The organism is Simplicispira lacusdiani (assembly GCF_003604195.1).
In the GTDB taxonomy this organism is placed as follows: Bacteria; Pseudomonadota; Gammaproteobacteria; order Burkholderiales; family Burkholderiaceae_C; genus Simplicispira; species Simplicispira lacusdiani.
Genome location: NZ_QXGR01000001.1, coordinates 33683 through 49445 on the forward strand (window position 1 = coordinate 33683; position 15763 = coordinate 49445).

Below are 15763 nucleotides of genomic sequence, written 5' to 3' on the forward strand. Positions count from 1 at the left end.
CACCTAGCCAGCCAAAGGCCCTTCCGCTCGCAGCGGCAGGGCCTTTTTTTCACAGGCTGGCCGCGAGCGCCGTGTATTCATGCACTGGCACTTCCTCGGCGCGGCGCTGCACGTCGAATGCGCCAGCATGGCCACGCGCTTCCAGCCACCGGCCCAGAGTGTGGCGCAGCAGCTTGCGCCGCTGGCTGAAGGCCACCTGCACCAGCTCCTCCAGCAACGCGGCATCGAGCGCCACGGGTTCGGTACGCGGCACCATGCGCACGACGGCGCTGTCCACGCGCGGCGGCGGGTCGAAGCTCTCGGGCGGAACGAACAGCACGTTCTCCATGGCGTAGCGCCACTGCAGCATGACGGACAGGCGCCCGTAGTCCCCGGTGGCCGGCTGGGCCACCATGCGGTCGATCACTTCCTTCTGCAGCATGAAGTGCTGATCGGCGACCACGTCCACATACCGCAGCAGGTGGAACAGGATGGGCGTGGAGATGTTGTAGGGCAGGTTGCCGACCACTCTCAATTTAGGAGCACCTAGCGCTTGCGCCACCTGGGCAAAGTCCACTTTCAGCACATCAGATTCGATGACATCGAGCTGGCCGTGCAGGCGCAGGCGCGCGGCCAGGTCGCGGTCGAGTTCGACCACCGTCAGGCGCCCCAGGCGCTCGACCAGCGGCTGCGTGAGCGCGGCCAGGCCGGGCCCGATTTCCACCATGGGGTCGCCCGGTTGCGGCGCGATGGCCTGGACGATGGCATCGATGATGCCGTGGTCGGACAGGAAATGCTGGCCGAAGCGTTTGCGCGGAATGTGCTTCATGCGTGCGTCATTGCGGGGGGTCGCGGAATTCGACGTAGGCGCGGCCCCGCACCTCCTGCGCCCAGGTGGCGTAGGCTTCCTCGATCTTCTTCTGGCGCACGGCGTGGCGCACCATTTCGCGCTGCTCGCGCGGGTTCAGCCGGGCCTCGCGCCGCTCCAGCAGCTGGATCAGGTGCACGCCAAAGCGCGACACCAGCGGCTCGGCGATCTCGCCGGGCTGCAGGCGGTTCATGGCCTCCTCGAACTCGGGCACATAGTTGCCGGGGTTGGACCAGCCCAGGTCGCCGCCCTGCTTGGCGCTGCCGTCCTGCGAATGCTCGCGGGCCAGAGCGGCGAAGTCCGCCTGCCCCGCCTGGATGCGGCGGCGGTACTCCTGCAGGCGCTCGGCGGCGGCCCGCTCGCTGAGCTGCGCGCCGGTGCGCAGCAGGATGTGCCGCGCATGGCTCTGCGTCACCGTGGCCGGAAGGCCTGCGCGGGTCTTCTCGAACACCTTGAGCACATGGAAGCCCGCGCCCGAGCGCACCGGCCCGGCCACGCCCCCCACGGACAGTGCCTGCGTGGCTTCGACGAACAGATCGGGGTAGCGGTCGGCCGTGCGCAGCCCCATCAGGCCGCCGGCCGCGGCGTCGCGGGCATCGGAAAATTCGCGCGCCAGCGCGGCAAAATCCCCGCCCGCCCGCGCCTTGTCCGCCACGGCCTGGGCCCGCGCCTGGGCAGAGGCCACTTGCGCGGGGCTGGCGCCCTCGGGCACCGAGACCAGCACATGGCCCAGGCTCAGCTCCAACTGGGCCTGGTCGGTTCCCGCGGACTGCTCGCGCAGGAACTGGTCGATCTCCTGTTCGCTCACGCGCACGCGCGCGTCAACCTCGCGCTCGCGCAGGCGCTGCTGCATCAGCTGGCGGCGCAGCTCCTGGCGGAACTGCTCGCGCGAGATGCCATCGGCCGCCAGGCGGCGGTACATCTCGGCGGTGGACACCTCGTTCTGCCGCGCCACGCTCTGCTCGGCCTGGTCCACGGACAGCTCGTCCACGGCGATGCCGCCCTCACGCGCCAACTGGCTCTGGACGCGCTCCAGGATGAGCTGTTCCAGCGCCTCGCGCGCCAGCAACTCGCGCGGCGGCTGGGCGCCACCCTGGCTGGCCACCTGGCGCTGCAGGCGCGCCAGACGCTGGCGCACCTCGTGGTTGGTCACCGGCTCGGAATTGACCACGGCCACGATGAAATCAGCCTGCCGCGCCGCGCCCCCGGCGTCGGCAGGCGCGGACATCACGGGCGCCGGCAGGCGCGCGCCGCCGGCGCCAGGAAGGCGCACGCCCTGCGCACCCGCGCCCTGCGACGCAAAGGAAGCCAGGCACACGAGGCCGATGGCGAAAGCACGTGGGTTCATGGTGGGAACGTTGACTTAGTCGTAGTTGCTGAAACGGCTGGGCGTGCTGACCTGGTCGCGCAGGTAGCGGTAGCCGGGGATATTCTGCTTGAGGCTGCTGAGCGGGTTCGAACCCAGGCTCAGGCGCGAGAAGCCGACGAATTCGATCTGGAACAGCAGGCGCGTGTTGGCGCTGGTCAGGCTGTTCTGCAGGCGTTCGAGCACCACCCGGCCGATCCAGCAGCAGCTGTCGTACTCGATGCCGACCACGGTGTCGACCAGCTTGCGGTCCTGCAGGCTGTAGTTCAGGCGGCCCACGCTGTACCAGCGCCCGCCCTGCCCGCGCGCTCCCGCGGACTCCGCGCCCTTGCCGCCCCACAGGCCATCGAGCGGCCATTGCCAGCCCACGTCCACCTGCTCGCTGGTGCCGCGCTGCAGCCGGTAGGCCATACTCAGCACCCGGTAATCCCCGGGCTGGTAGCGCCCGCCGATGGTCGCGCGGATGGAGCGGCCCGTCTTGGGGTTGAACTGCAGCGTGGAGTCCATGCTCCACTGGGGCGTCCAGGTCACCCCGGCGCCCAGCATCACGTCGGACAGGCGCTCGCTCACGGCGGGCACGCCGGGCAGGGTGACCTGCTGGTCGGAAAAGCGCAGGCGCTGCGCCACGCCAAAGCGCGCCGCCTCGGCGCCCGTCGCCGGATCGAGCAGGCGCGTGGTCACGCCCAGCGTGAGCAGGTTGTTGTCGGCGATGCGGTCCTGGCCGCCGAAGGCGTTCTCGGTGTAGATGGTGGCGAAGTTGAAATCGTTCGCCGCCGTGTCGTACACCGGCAGCAGGCTCTGGTCGCGGTACGGCGTGTAGGTGTAGAACGCGCGCGGCTCCAGGGTCTGCAGGAAGGCGCGGCCGAAATACTGCGTGTCGCGCTCGAAGAACAGGCCGCTGTCCACGCTGAAGGTGGGCAGCACGCGGCTGGCCGAGCGCGCGCCGTTGGCCAGCACGCTGTCGAACTGGTAATGGCTGGCGTGCATCTGCAGGCGCGGCGTGACGAAGCCGGCCGGCGCCAGGAAAGGCCGGCTGATCTGCGCCAGCGCGTAGCTGCGCTGGGCGTTGGGCTGGCCGGTGCGGCTGCGGTCGGCCTGGAAGCGCGTGGCATCCAGCTCCACGCGCGCGTCGAAGCCGCCCGCCAGCTGGGTGGGAACGTAGCGCCACTGCCACTGGGGCAGGCGGTCGTAGGGCGGGACGATGGGCGCCGTCACGTCCTGCAGGGTCTGCCACTTGAGGGCGCGCACCTGCATCGAGAAGTCGCCGCCAGCCCAGGAGAGCTGCGCGTCGCCGGGCAGCAGGCGCTGCGCCAGCTGGGTGAGCTGTTGCGAGCCGCGCGCGAAATCGCGCCAGTAGTTGTCGTCGCTCACGCGGTGCAGGTTGAGGTTCAGGCCCAACCCGCCCACGGCGCTGGGAATCACGCCGCTGTGCTGCAGCGCGTAGCTCCAGCGCGTGCGATCGCGCACGCGGTCGCTGGGCAGGATGTCGGCGCGCAACTGCCCCTGGTAGGAGGGTTCTAGGTAGCGGAACTCGCCGCCGAGCTGCAGGCCGCGCTTGGCCATGAGGGCCGCCTGCAGGGTGGCGTCGCGGTTGGGCGCGATGTTCCAGTAGTAAGGCTGCGCGTATTCAAAGCCGTTGACGCTGTCCAGGCCCACGGTGGGCGGCAGCAGGCCGGACTTGCGCTTGTCCGACAGCGGGAAGCTGATGTACGGAATGGGCAGCAGCGGCACGCCCTGGAACTCCAGCACCGCGTTCTCGGCCCAGCCCGACTCGTCTTCCTGGTCGATGCGGATGCGGTCGGCGCGCAGCACCCAGTCGGGCCGCCAGGCCTCGCCTTCCTCGCGCGTGCAGGTGGTGTACGTCGCGTGGTGGATCTCGGCCCGGTCGCGGTCGATGAAATCCACGCGCACGGCGTCGCCGTGGGCGCCGTTGCGCAGGAACTGGTAGCGCGCATCGGTGAAGAAGCCCTCGAAGGCGTCCACGCGCAGCTCCAGCGCCGTACCCTGGTACACATTACCGGCGCGGTTGATGCGCACCTGCCCCGACGCACGGGCCAGATCGTCGGGCACGGTGTACTCCATGCGCCGTGCGCGGATCACGGTGTCACCCCGGCGCAGCTCGGCGTCGCCCTCGATCACGGCGCGCACGTCGGGCTGGCCCGTGATGTGCTCGCCCGAGATGAACACCGGCAACTGCGGCCGCACGGCCTCGGGAATGGTTTCGCTGAGCACCGGGCTGGCTCGGAGCTGCGCGAGCGGTGCGTCCCAGGCGCTGGTCTGCGCCAGCACAGCCAGCGGCAGCCCGCACAGCATGCCGGCCGCCAGCCGGGCCAGCGCCTTGCGCGGATACGCCGGCGCGCCCACCCGCACCACGGCAGGGAGCGGAGCAGGCAGCCAAAGGGAGGGGCGGAGCAGGTCGGGCAAAGGCGTCATCGGTCCAGGGCATCGGCCGCGCGCGGCGCCCCACGGCGCCTGCCGGCCACCCGCGCCGCACCGGCCGGGTTTGTAGAATCCGATTATCCATGAGCCACCTCCCTTCCCCCGCTCCCACCGCCGTTTCCTGGCCCGACGCCGCGCGCCACGCCGCCTTCGATGCCTGGCTGGCCTCTCTGGCGCCCGCGCACGGTCTGCTGCCGCAAAGCCTGCGCCCCGCCTCCGCCGACGCCAGCTTCCGCCGCTACCTGCGCCTGGACACCACCACGCCGGGCCAGAGCTGCATCGTGATGGACGCGCCGCCCGACAAGGAGAACTGCGCTCCCTTCGTGCAGGTGCAGGCGCTGATGCAACAGGCCGGCCTGAACGTGCCGCGCATCCTGGCCTTCGACGCCGTGCATGGTTTCATGCTGCTGTCCGACCTGGGCCCGCGCACGCTCATGCAGGCGCTCAATCCCGAGGCGCCACAGGACGCCTTCCACTGGTACCAACAGGCCACCGACCTGCTGATCGACTGGCAGCTGGCCTCGCGCCCCGGCGTGCTGCCGCCCTACGACGCCCCCCTGCTGCAGCGCGAACTGGCGCTGTTCCCCGACTGGTACCTAGCGCGCCACCGCCAGGTCGCGTTGACGGAGGCGCAACAGCAGATGCTCGCGCGCACCTTCGCCGCCATCGTGGCGAACAACCTGGAGGCTCCGCAGGTCTTCGTGCACCGCGACTTCATGCCGCGCAACCTGATGCAGCCCGTGACGCCGGACGCGCCGCTGGGCGTGCTCGACTTCCAGGACGCGGTGTACGGCCCCATCACCTACGACATCGCCAGCCTGATGCGCGACGCCTTCCTGAGCTGGGACGAGGATTTCGTCATCGACATCACCGTGCGCTACTGGGAAAAGGCGCGCAAGGCCGGCCTGCTGGGCGCGAACAGCGCCAGTGGCTGGGGCGCGGACTTCGGCGACTTCTACCGCAGCGTGGAATGGATGGGCCTGCAGCGCCACCTGAAGGTGGCCGGCATCTTCGCGCGCCTCACGTTGCGCGACGGCAAGCCGCAGTACCTCGCCGACACGCCCCGTTTCATCGCTTACATCCGTTCCACGGCCAGCCGCTACCGCGAGCTGGCGCCGCTGCTGCGGCTGGTCAACGAGGTCGAGCAGATCCAGGAAACCGTCGGCTTCGCCTATGGCCGGGTCTAGCAATAATTTGAGCAAAATTGGCTTTCAGCGCAATGAATACGAGCGCCAATAGCTATCATTTTAATAGCAAATGCCCCGCTTTCACTGCCCTGCCCTGCTGATCCCCGGCGAAGAAATCGCCCTGCCCCCCGGCGCCGCGCGCCATGTGCAGGTGCTGCGCATGCAGCCGGGCGAGGCCATCACGCTGTTCCATGGCGGCGCTGACGGCCCCGGCGGCGAGTTCGAGGCCACCATCACCCGCATGGGCCGCAGCGAGGTGCGGGTCAGCGTGGGCACCCACCACGCCGTGGAGCGCGAAGCGCCGCGCGCCGTGCACCTGCTGGCCGGCATCACCGCCAACGAACGCATGGACTGGCTGGTGGAAAAAGCCACCGAACTGGGCGTGGCCAGCATCACGCCACTGCTGGCCGAGCGCAGCGTGCTCAAGCTCAAGGGCGAGCGCGCCGAGAAAAAGCTCGCCCACTGGCAGGCCGTGGCCGTGGCCGCCTGCGAGCAGTGCGGGCGCAACCGCGTGCCGCCCATCCACCCGGCCGTCAGCCTGGCGGACTGGCTGCAGTCCCCCGGGAACGACGGCACGCGCCTACTGCTTTCGTTGCGCCCCGGCACCCAGGGGCTGCGCGCGGCGACGCCCGGCCACGAGGCGCTGGTCTTTCTCTCGGGTCCCGAGGGCGGACTCGGCCCTGCCGAGGAAGACCTGGCGCTGGCCCACGGCTTCGCGCCCGTGACCCTGGGCACGCGCGTGCTGCGCGCCGAAACCGCCCCGCTGGCGGCCCTGGCGGCGCTGACGCTGGAGTAGCGCGGCTACATCCCGTAGTCGCGCTCCACGCGCGCGATACGGGTCTTGAAGCCGGCGTACCACTTCTCATGGCCCAGGCGCTGGGCCACCAGGTGCTCGGCGTTCTGCTTCCAGGCGGCGATGGACTCCAGGTCGGCCCAGTACGAGACCGTGATACCCAGGCCGTCGCGCGCCGATTCCGCGCCCAGGAAACCCGGCTGCTGCGCGGCCAGCTCCACCATGCGCTCGGCCATGGCGCCGTAGCCCTGGTCGCCCTCGGTGCGCAGGCTGGTGAAGATCACCGCGTAGTACGGCGGCGCGGGGGTGTTCGCGAACGCCATCTCAGCGGGCCGGCTTCGGCGGCTGCATGGGCTGGATGGCGCCGCAGTTGTCCGACAGCCATTTGCCCGACTGCGCCATGTCGATCTGCTCGGGCTTGCCCTGGGCCTGGGTCTTGAACTTGAACTGCCCGGTGTAGGCCGTGGGCCCCTGCATGGTGACCGTGCCCTCGCCGCTCGATGGCGGCTGGCCCTGGCCGCCCTTGCAGCTGAAGGCCACCTTCATGGTGCTGGCGTCGACGCGCTGCACCTTCTGCGTGCAGCCTTCCTGCTGCGGGATGTTGTCGAGGTCGGCCTGCTCCTTGGTGACGCAGATCTTGACCGTCTGGCCCTTGGGCCCCATGCCCACGCCCTGCTGGGCCATCATTTGCTCCATCTGCTTGCGCTGCTCGGGCGGCATGCTGGCCAGCGACTTCTGCATCTCGGCCATGGCGGCCTCCATCTGGCCGCTCTGGCTCTTCATGGAGACGCTGTGCTCCCACAGGCCGGGACGCATTTTCTGCTGCGCCTGGACGGGAGCCGCCGTGGCCGCGAGCAGCGCCAGCGTGGCGGCGGAAACGATGGAACGCGGAATCTGCATGGCGTGCCTTTCCTCGAAAACGGGTGGTGAAGCAGTCGCACAGTATCCCGCATGGCGCGCCGCCGCGCCATGCCCGCTCAGGCGCGGGCCGCGCGCCCCGGCGGCGGGCGCAGCAAGGCCACGACCGGCCAGGCGAACAGCGCCGCCAGCAGGCCCAGCCCCAGAGCGATCGCCAGCAGGTTGGCCCAATCCACCCAGTAGCCCATGTTGGCGAAGGCCGACTGGGTCAGCGCAGGCACGGTGAAGAAGAGGGCCACGGCCGCCAGCGCGCCCACCACCAGCGCCGGGCGCAGCGCCCGCCCGCCCAGGCGCGCGCGCGCGGCCCACAGCAGCCCCAGCCACAGAGCGAGCGCAAGCGCCAGCGCGGGCCACGCGGAGAGGGCGATTTCGTACACGATGTTCATTGCCAGCCAGATTTCGTACATGGTGTGTCTCCTGTGAATCGCGGGAATCGTCAGACCCGCCCTTTGAGCACGGACAGGTAGGCCGGCTTGAGCAGGCGCACCTTCATGAGCCAGGCGAAATAGCTCTCCTGCAGCGGCTCGATCATGGGCAGCGAAGGCACGAGCCGGCCCTCGTAATCGAACTCGATCAGCATGGCCGAGCCCTCGCGCACGATCAGCGGGCAGGAGGTGTAGCCGTCGAACTTCTGGCCGGGCTCGCGCCCGGCGATCACGTCCGCCAGATGCCGGGCGACGATGGGGGCGCTTTTCTTCACCGTGGCGGCCGTCTTGCCGCGCGGCGTGCCGTTGATGTCGCCCAGGCCGAACACGTTGGGGTAGCGGCGGTGGCGCAGCGTGTCCTTGTCCACCTCCAGCCAGCCGCCCGCGGCCATGGGGCCTTCCTTCCAGGCGAGGTCGGAGTTCTTCACCGCGTCGGGCGCGCGCATGGGCGGTACGACATGGATGAAGTCGTAGGGCACCTCGGTGGCCGCGCCCTCGGGGTCCACGAAGGTCGCGCGCCGCGCGCCGATGTCGATGGCCTTGAGCTTGCGCGTGAATTGCACCTGCACGCCCAGGGCCTGCCAGCGTTCGAGCACGTTGTCGTTCACGGCCTTGACGCCAAACACATTGGGCAGGGCCGAGTAGAACGTGACCTGCGACCGGCCCAGCGTGCCCGCCTGGGCCAGGCGGTCGCGCACCATGAAGGTCATCTTCAGCGGCGCGCCCGCGCATTTGAGCGGCGTGGCGGGCAGCGTCATCACGGCCTGGCCGCCCTTCTGGCGGAACCGGTTCATGGCGGCCCAGGTGGCCACGGCGGCCTCGGAGCTGGGGTACACGCTGGCCAGGCCGTTCTGGCCGATGGCGGCCACGTCCATGCCTTCGATCTGCGCCCAGTCCTGGTGCGTGCCGACGGCCACCACGAGGTAGTCGTAAGCGATGCGCCGGCCCTGGGCGGTGACGACGGCGTTGGCGGCCGGGTCGAACTCGGCCACCATGTCGCGCACCCACTCCACGCCGGCGGGCTGCAGATCGGCATTGCGGTCGATCACCTTGCCCACGGGCCAGACACCGCTGCCCACCAGGGTGTAGCCGGGCTGGTAGTTGTGCACCTCCTTGGCGTCGATGATCGTGATCTTGGCGCCGTCGAGCAGGCCCTGCAGCCGGTGCGCCACGGCGATGCCCGCCAGCCCGCTACCCGCGACAACGATGTGCGCCTGGGTGGCAACGCGCGCGGCCTGCGCCGGGCTTCCGTGCAGCCCCAGGCCCAGCGCCGTGCCCGTGCCGGCGGCGCCCGCCAGCCAGGCCCGGCGTGTGGAGAAGTGCGGGGCACCGGGGGTGCCGAGGGAATCACGCTGTTTCATGCTGGTCTCCTGTCGTTGTGGTGATGTCAGGCATGGGCGCAGGCGGCGCGGGGCCGCGCGCCCCTAGCGGTAGCGCTGCAGGTAGCGCCACTCAAAGGCGCGCTTGGCCCAGTGGAAGGCGCGCGAAGGTGGCAGCACCACATTGCGCCGGGGCGTGCGCCAGACCAGCGTGCCCTGGTCCAGCGCGTCGATGATGCAGGCCAGCTCGGGTTCGAAGCCGGCGGTCTGTGGCCGGCCCGCGAGGCCGTCGAGCAGGTTCCGCGCGGCCGCGCGGGCCTGCAGATCGGCCATGTGGGCCTGCTTGGGCATCCAGTCGGGTCCGGGGAAGCTGCCCGAGTCACCCACCACGTAGACATGCTCCCAGCCTTCCACGCGGCACTGCGCGTCGGCGCGCAGCAGGCCGCCGGGCGAGCGCGGCAGCTCGGTCTGGTCGAACCAGGCGTTGCCCGTCATGCCGGGCATGAACAGGATCAGGTCGGCGGTGAATTCACCGCCCTCGGTGACCACCTTGCCGGGCTCGAAGCGCTGCATCTTGTGGCCCAGGTGGGTGCGGATGCCGCGCCGCGCCATCTCGGCCAGCAGGTGCCGCACGGCCTGGGGGCCGAGGCGGTTGCCCGGCTCCTGGGTGGGGTTGAAGAACACCAGCTCGAAGCGCTCGCGCCGGCCCTCGCGGCGCAACTGCGTGTCGATGCCGAACAGGAACTCGAACATCGGCCCGCCGCGCACCGCCATGGGTTCGTTGGGGTTGCCTGCGAAGCCCACGGCGATGGTGCCGCCCTGCAGGGCGCGCAGCCGGTCGCGGATCTGCTCGGCAGCGGCGATGCCCTCGCAGGGCGTGATGGCGTGCTCGATGCCGGGCAGTTTCTTGAGGAAGCGCCCGCCGGTGGCGACGACGAGCGCATCATTCCGCACTTCGCCCGCCGTGGTGAGCACGGTGCGGCCCCCATCCTGCAGGCCGGTGACCTCGGCGGCGACATGGCGCACGCGCAGGCGCTCGAAGAACGGCGCCAGCGGCACGATGAGCTGTTCGCGCGTGCGCAGGCCGCTCGGAATCCAGATGATGCCGGGCAGGTAGTGCAGCTCGGCGCGCGGCGACACCAGCGTGATCTCGGCGCCCGCATCGCGCTGGCGCAGCTCGCGCACGGTGGACAGCGCGCCAAAACCGGCGCCCAGGATGGTGATGCGGTGGGCCATGGGCGGTGCTCTCCGGGTTTGAATAAAAACAGGCTTTAACGCTTATGGGTAGTGCGTTACAAGCTACTAAATAAATAGCGCACGATGTCAGGGCGCCGCCAGCAGCTGCTGGTTGGCCTCGCGCAGCGTGTCTTCATCGAGCCGCCCGGCCCGCTGCGCCAGGCGCAGGCGGTCGAGCAGCAGGCCGGCGCGGGCCTGGGCCAGCGCCAGGCGGGCGGCGGCGGTGTCGTTCTCGGCGCCCAGCAGGTCGAGCACGGTGCGGTGCCCCACCTCCAGGCCGGTGCGGGTGGCGTCCAGCCGCGCCTCGCTGGCCTGGAGGGCCTCGTTCAGCGCCTGCACGCGCTCGGCCCCCAGGCGCAGGCCCAGCCAGGCCGCATGCACCTGCTGCGCCACCTGCTCGCGCGTGCTCTGCACCTGGGCCTGGGCCTTGTCGAGCAGGCGCAGGGCCTCCTCTTCCTTGGCACTGCGCCAGCCGCCGGTGGACAGCGGCACCGTGAGCTGCACGCCCACCAGGGCGTTCACGCTCTTGTTGCGCGCGCTGCCGTGGTCGCCGCTGCCGTGCAGGCGGTCCTGGCCGGCCTGGGCCACCAGGTCCACGGTGGCCGAGGCGCCGCGGCGGTGCTTTTCGGCCTCGGCGCGCGCGATGTCGGCGGCGAGCTGCTGCAGGCGGATGGCCGGGTTGGCGGCCTCGGCCTCCTGCTGCCAGGCCTCCAGCGCGCGCGGCGCCACGGCCGCCACGGCGCCGGGCAGGCGCACGGCCAGCGCCGTGGGCGCCAGGCCGGTGCTGTCGGCCAGCGCGCGGCGCTTCACGTCCAGGTCGGTCTGCGCCGCCCACTGCTCCGCGCGCAGCGCGGCCAGGCGAGCGCGCGCCTCGTGGACGTCGGTGACGGGCGCGCTGCCCATGTCGAAGCGGTCCTGCGCCTCGGTGGTCGCCTTCTGCACGGCCTGGAGCTGCCGGTCGAGCACCTGCAAGGCCTCCTGCGCCACGGCCACGTCGAAATAGCGCTGCGCGGTGCGCAGCATCAGCGCCTGCTGCGCGGCCTGCCATTCCAGGTCGGCCATGTCGGCCTGCAGGCCGAGCTGCTGTTGCTGCGCGCGGCGCTGCGGGTTGTAGAGCGGCTGGCTGGCCTGCAGCGCCCAGCGCGTGGCGGTGCCGCCGGTGACCGAGGTGCCGAAGTTCACGCCGCTCGACGTGCCCAGGCCGGGCGCCGAGAACTGCGCGCCGCGCATCTCGCTCTCGCCCGTGGCCAGGCCGGCGGTGGCGGTGAAGGCCACGCCCGGCCGCCACAGCGCGGCGGCCTGGTCGCGCCGGGGCTGGGCCGTGGCCTGCGCGGCGCGCGCCACGGCCAGCTCGCGGTCGTTCTGCTGCGCGGCCTGCCAGGCCTGCAGCAGGTCGGTGGCCCAGGCGGCCGGTGCGCTGCAGGCCAGCGCCAGCAGGGTGATTCGCAAGGTTCGTCGCATCGTGGTTACCTCCAGCGTGCCCACAGGGCCTGCACCCAGCGCACGAAGTTCGCGCCGTGGCGGGCCCAGCAGAGGCAGCTCATGCCGTGGCTTTCGCGGCCAGGGCGCTGAATTCGTCGAAAGCGGCCGAGGTCTTGGCGGCGTACATCAGCGACGGGCCGCCCCCCATGTAGACCGCCATGGCCAGCGTTTCGGCCAGTTCGGCGCGCGTGGCGCCGAGCTTGACCAGGGCCTGGGTGTGGAAGCCCACGCAGGGGTCGCAGCGCGCGGCCACCGACAGCGCCACGGCGATCAGCTCCTTGGTCTTCTTGTCCAGCGCGCCCTCGGCGCAGGCCGCCTTGCCCAGCGCGCTGAAGGCCTGCAGGGTGTCCGGAATCTCACCGCGCAGACGGCCGAGTTCGGCGGAGATGCCCCGGGTGAGGTCGGTGTAGGAAGTGGTCATGGTGTGTTCCTGAGAGTTTCAGATGAAATAAGGCTTTAGCCCTTGCTGGTATTGCGCGAGCAGCTATCGTTTTAATGCACCGCATCCGCCACAGGCGTACCGTGCAGCGCGCCGAGTCGGTGGCGGTAGGCCACGTAGTAGAGGATGGGGATCACCACCAGCGTGAGCACGGTGGAGACCGAGATCCCGAAGATCAGCGAGATCGCCAGGCCGTTGAAGATCGGGTCGTCCAGGATGAAGAAGGCGCCGAGCATGGCCGCCAGCCCGGTCAGCAGGATGGGCTGGGCGCGCGTGATGGCCGACTGGACAATGGCGTCCTTGAACGGCATCCCCTCCCGCACCTGCAGGTTGATGAAGTCCACCAGCAGGATGGAGTTGCGCACGATGATGCCGGCCAGCGCGATCATGCCGATCATGCTGGTGGCCGTGTACTGCGCGCCCAGCAGCGCGTGGCCCGGCATCACGCCGATGATGGTCAGCGGGATCGGCGCCATGATGATGAGCGGCGTGAGGTAGCTGCCGAACTGCGCCACCACCAGCAGGTAGATCAGGATGAGGCCCACGGCATAGGCGGCGCCCATGTCGCGGAAGGTCTCGTAGGTGATCTGCCATTCGCCGTCCCACTTGAGGCCGTAGCCGCGCCAGGCGTCGCTGGGCTGGCGGATGAAGAATTCCTCGATCTTGCCGCCATCGGGCGTGGTGATCTCGGCGATCTTGGCGCGCGCCTGGAACATGCCGTAGAGCGGGCTGTCCACCTTGCCGGCCATGTCGGCGACGACGAAGTTCACGGGCAGCAGGTCCTTGTGGAACACGGGCTGCTCGCGGAGCTGGTCGCTCACCGTCACCAGCTCGCGGATCGGCACCAGCGCGCCCGAGGCCGAGCGCACGCGCAACTGCAGCAGCGCGGCCAGGTCGCCGTGCATCTGCGGCGGCAGCTGCAGCGTGGCGGCGGCCGGGTACTTGCTCTGGTCGTGCACATAGGCCGTGGCCTCGCCCGCCAGGCCCGCGCGCAGCGTGGTCACGATGGCCTGCTGCGGCACGCCCAGCATGGCGGCCTTGCGGCGGTCCACCAGCAGTAGGGTGCGCGGCGCGTCCTGGATGCTGGAGTCGTCCACGTCCACCAGGCCCGGCGTCTGCTCGAACACCGCGCGCACGGCCTTCGCCACCTGGCGCCGGCCCTCGGCGTCGGGGCCATAGATCTCGGCCACGATGGGCGCGAGCACGGGCGGGCCCGGCGGCACCTCGACCACCTTCACGTTGGCGCCATGGCGCTGGCCAATGGCCTGCAGCGCCGGGCGCACGCGCGTGGCGATGGCGTGGCTCTGGTCCTTGCGCTTCGATTTGTCCACCAGGTTGACCTGGATGTCACCCACCTCGCCACCCGCGCGCAGGTAGTACTGGCGCACCAGGCCGTTGAAATTGATGGGCGCGGCCGTGCCGGCGTAGGCTTGGTAGTCGGTCACCTCGGGCACCGTGGCCAGGTGCGCGCCCAGCTCGCGCAGCACGGCGGCGGTGCGCTCCACCGGGGTGCCGGCGGGCATGTCCACCACCACCTGGAATTCGGACTTGTTGTCGAACGGCAGCATCTTGAGCAGCACCAGCCCGGTGGCCGGGAGCGCCACCGACACGGCGATGAGCGCGGCGATGCCCAGGCCCAGCCAGCGGCGGTTGCGCGTGCCAGTTTTTTCGTCGAGCAGCGGCGTGAAGACGCGCGTGAACAGCGGGGTGATGCGCGCCGACATGCCCGTGGGCGCGGCCTGCGCGCCGTGCGCGTCGCCCTGGTGCGCCTTCATCCACAGGCGCGCCAGCCAGGGCGTGACGACAAAGGCGATGGCCAGCGACAGCAGCATGCCCATGCTGGCGTTGATGGGGATGGGGCTCATGTACGGCCCCATGAGCCCGCTCACGAAGGCCATGGGCAGCAGGGCGGCGATGACGGTGAGCGTGGCCAGGATGGTGGGGCCGCCCACTTCGTCCACCGCGCCGGGGATGATCTGTGCCAGCGTTTTGCCGGGGTGCAACTGCTGGTGGCGGTGGATGTTCTCGACCACGACGATGGCGTCGTCCACCAGGATGCCGATGGAGAAGATCAGCGCGAACAGCGACACCCGGTTGAGCGTGAAGCCCCAGGCCCAGGAGGCGAACAACGTGACGGTGAGCGTGAGCACCACGGCCGTGCCCACGATGGCGGCCTCGCGCCGGCCCAGGGCGATGAACACCAGCGCCACCACGGAGGCCGTGGCGAACAGCAGCTTCTGGATGAGCTTCTGGGCCTTGTCGTCGGCCGTGGCGCCGTAGTTGCGCGTCTCGCTCACCTGCACGTCGGCTGGAATCACGGTGTTGCGCAGCTCGTTCACGCGCGCCATCACGGCATTGGCCACGTCGATGGCGTTCTCGCCCGGCTTCTTGGTGAGGGCGAGGGTGACGGCGGGCGACTCGGCCGCGTTCGCGCCGGCCGTGCCGTGCCACACATAGCGGCTGGGCGGCGGCGCGCCATCGCGCACGCTGGCCACCTCGCGCAGGAACACGGGCTTGCCGGCGCGCACGCCCACCACCAGTTCGGCCACCTCGTCGGCATTGCGCAGAAAGGGGCCCGACTCGATGGCCACCGAACGGTTGGCCCCAAGCAGCTCGCCCACGGGCAGGCCCAGGTTGGCCGACAGCAGGGCCTGGCGCAAATCGGCCACGGTGACGCCCATGCCGGCCATGCGCGCCGGGTCCATCTCCACCATCACCGCGCGGCCCGGGCCGCCGAGGGTGGTGACCTCGCGCGTGCCCGGCACGCGCTTGAGGTCGGCCTCGACGCTGTGCGCCACGCGCTCCAGGTCGTAGGGGCCGCTCTGCGGGTTGGCGCTGTGCAGCGTGAGGGTGACGATGGGCACGTCGTCGATGCCCTTGGGCTTGATGATCGGGTCGAGCACGCCCAGGCCCTTGGGCAGCCAGTCGGCGTTGGAATTCACGGTGTCGTACAAGCGCACCAGCGCCTCGGTGCGCGGCACGCCCACCTTGAACTGCACGGTGACGATGGCCACGCCGGGGCGGGAAACCGACATCACGTGCTCGGTGCCCGCGATCTGCGACAGCACCTGCTCTGCGGGGATGGCCACCATCTGCTCCACATCGCGCACGCCCGCGCCAGGGAACGGGATGATGACGTTGGCCATGGTCACGTTGATCTGCGGCTCCTCCTCGCGCGGCGTCACCAGCACCGCGAAGATGCCCAGCAGCAGCGCCACCAGCGCCAGCAGCGGCGTGATCTGCGCGGACTGGAAGAAGGCCGCGATGCGGCCCGAGATGCCCAGGGTCTGCCCGTTCTGGTCCTGCATGGCC

Annotated in this window: 13 protein-coding genes; 2 read left to right on the top strand and 11 right to left on the bottom strand. The window is 70.5% G+C overall.

Annotated features, from left to right (window positions below):
* Positions 1–49 precede the first annotated feature (49 nt).
* The 3 genes from rsmA to D8S75_RS00170 are packed head-to-tail and all read right to left on the bottom strand — an operon-like array spanning position 50 to position 4646.
* Positions 50–808 carry a 16S rRNA (adenine(1518)-N(6)/adenine(1519)-N(6))-dimethyltransferase RsmA gene (gene rsmA / locus D8S75_RS00160; protein WP_119963918.1) on the bottom strand — a complete coding sequence of 253 codons (759 nt, stop codon included), beginning with the start codon at positions 806–808 and terminating at the stop codon, positions 50–52.
* Positions 809–815: 7 nt separating this feature from the next.
* Positions 816–2195, bottom strand: a complete 1380-nt coding sequence (locus tag D8S75_RS00165) for a peptidylprolyl isomerase (RefSeq protein WP_119963919.1) — start codon at positions 2193–2195, stop codon at positions 816–818.
* A gap of 15 nt (positions 2196–2210) precedes the next feature.
* The gene (locus D8S75_RS00170; protein WP_370807167.1) at positions 2211–4646 is read right to left on the bottom strand and encodes an LPS-assembly protein LptD; all 2436 of its coding nucleotides are present in this window, start codon (positions 4644–4646) and stop codon (positions 2211–2213) included.
* 89 nt (positions 4647–4735) lie between these two features.
* Here D8S75_RS00170 and D8S75_RS00175 point away from each other — a divergent pair, with 89 nt between their 5' ends.
* Together D8S75_RS00175 and D8S75_RS00180 are read left to right on the top strand one after the other, a co-directional pair.
* Positions 4736–5839, top strand: a complete 1104-nt coding sequence (locus tag D8S75_RS00175) for an aminoglycoside phosphotransferase family protein (protein ID WP_119963920.1) — start codon at positions 4736–4738, stop codon at positions 5837–5839.
* A 70-nt stretch (positions 5840–5909) separates the two neighbouring features.
* Positions 5910–6635 (top strand): 16S rRNA (uracil(1498)-N(3))-methyltransferase, encoded by a 726-nt coding sequence (locus tag D8S75_RS00180; protein ID WP_119963921.1) that lies wholly within the window; start codon positions 5910–5912, stop codon positions 6633–6635.
* A gap of 5 nt (positions 6636–6640) precedes the next feature.
* Here the strand turns inward: D8S75_RS00180 and D8S75_RS00185 are convergent, their stop codons facing one another.
* From D8S75_RS00185 to D8S75_RS00220, 8 genes are all read right to left on the bottom strand, one after another.
* Entirely contained in the window at positions 6641–6955 is a 315-nt protein-coding gene (locus tag D8S75_RS00185) for an antibiotic biosynthesis monooxygenase family protein (RefSeq protein WP_119963922.1), read from the bottom strand.
* A 1-nt stretch (position 6956) separates the two neighbouring features.
* Complete coding sequence (locus tag D8S75_RS00190; RefSeq protein ID WP_119963923.1) at positions 6957–7532, bottom strand: DUF3617 domain-containing protein; 576 nt, start codon at positions 7530–7532, stop codon at positions 6957–6959.
* A 77-nt stretch (positions 7533–7609) separates the two neighbouring features.
* On the bottom strand, positions 7610–7957 hold the full coding sequence (locus tag D8S75_RS17345; protein WP_157982570.1) for a hypothetical protein: 348 nt from the start codon (positions 7955–7957) through the stop codon (positions 7610–7612).
* 29 nt (positions 7958–7986) lie between these two features.
* Entirely contained in the window at positions 7987–9336 is a 1350-nt protein-coding gene (locus D8S75_RS00200; RefSeq protein WP_119963924.1) for an NAD(P)/FAD-dependent oxidoreductase, read from the bottom strand.
* Positions 9337–9399: 63 nt separating this feature from the next.
* Complete coding sequence (locus D8S75_RS00205) at positions 9400–10530, bottom strand: NAD(P)/FAD-dependent oxidoreductase (protein WP_119963925.1); 1131 nt, start codon at positions 10528–10530, stop codon at positions 9400–9402.
* Between the two features lie 87 nt (positions 10531–10617).
* Positions 10618–11991, bottom strand: a complete 1374-nt coding sequence (locus D8S75_RS00210) for a TolC family outer membrane protein (protein ID WP_119963926.1) — start codon at positions 11989–11991, stop codon at positions 10618–10620.
* Positions 11992–12070: 79 nt separating this feature from the next.
* The gene (locus D8S75_RS00215; RefSeq protein ID WP_119963927.1) at positions 12071–12433 is read right to left on the bottom strand and encodes a carboxymuconolactone decarboxylase family protein; all 363 of its coding nucleotides are present in this window, start codon (positions 12431–12433) and stop codon (positions 12071–12073) included.
* Positions 12434–12504: 71 nt separating this feature from the next.
* Positions 12505–15759, bottom strand: a complete 3255-nt coding sequence (locus tag D8S75_RS00220) for an efflux RND transporter permease subunit (protein ID WP_119963928.1) — start codon at positions 15757–15759, stop codon at positions 12505–12507.
* Positions 15760–15763 lie beyond the last annotated feature (4 nt).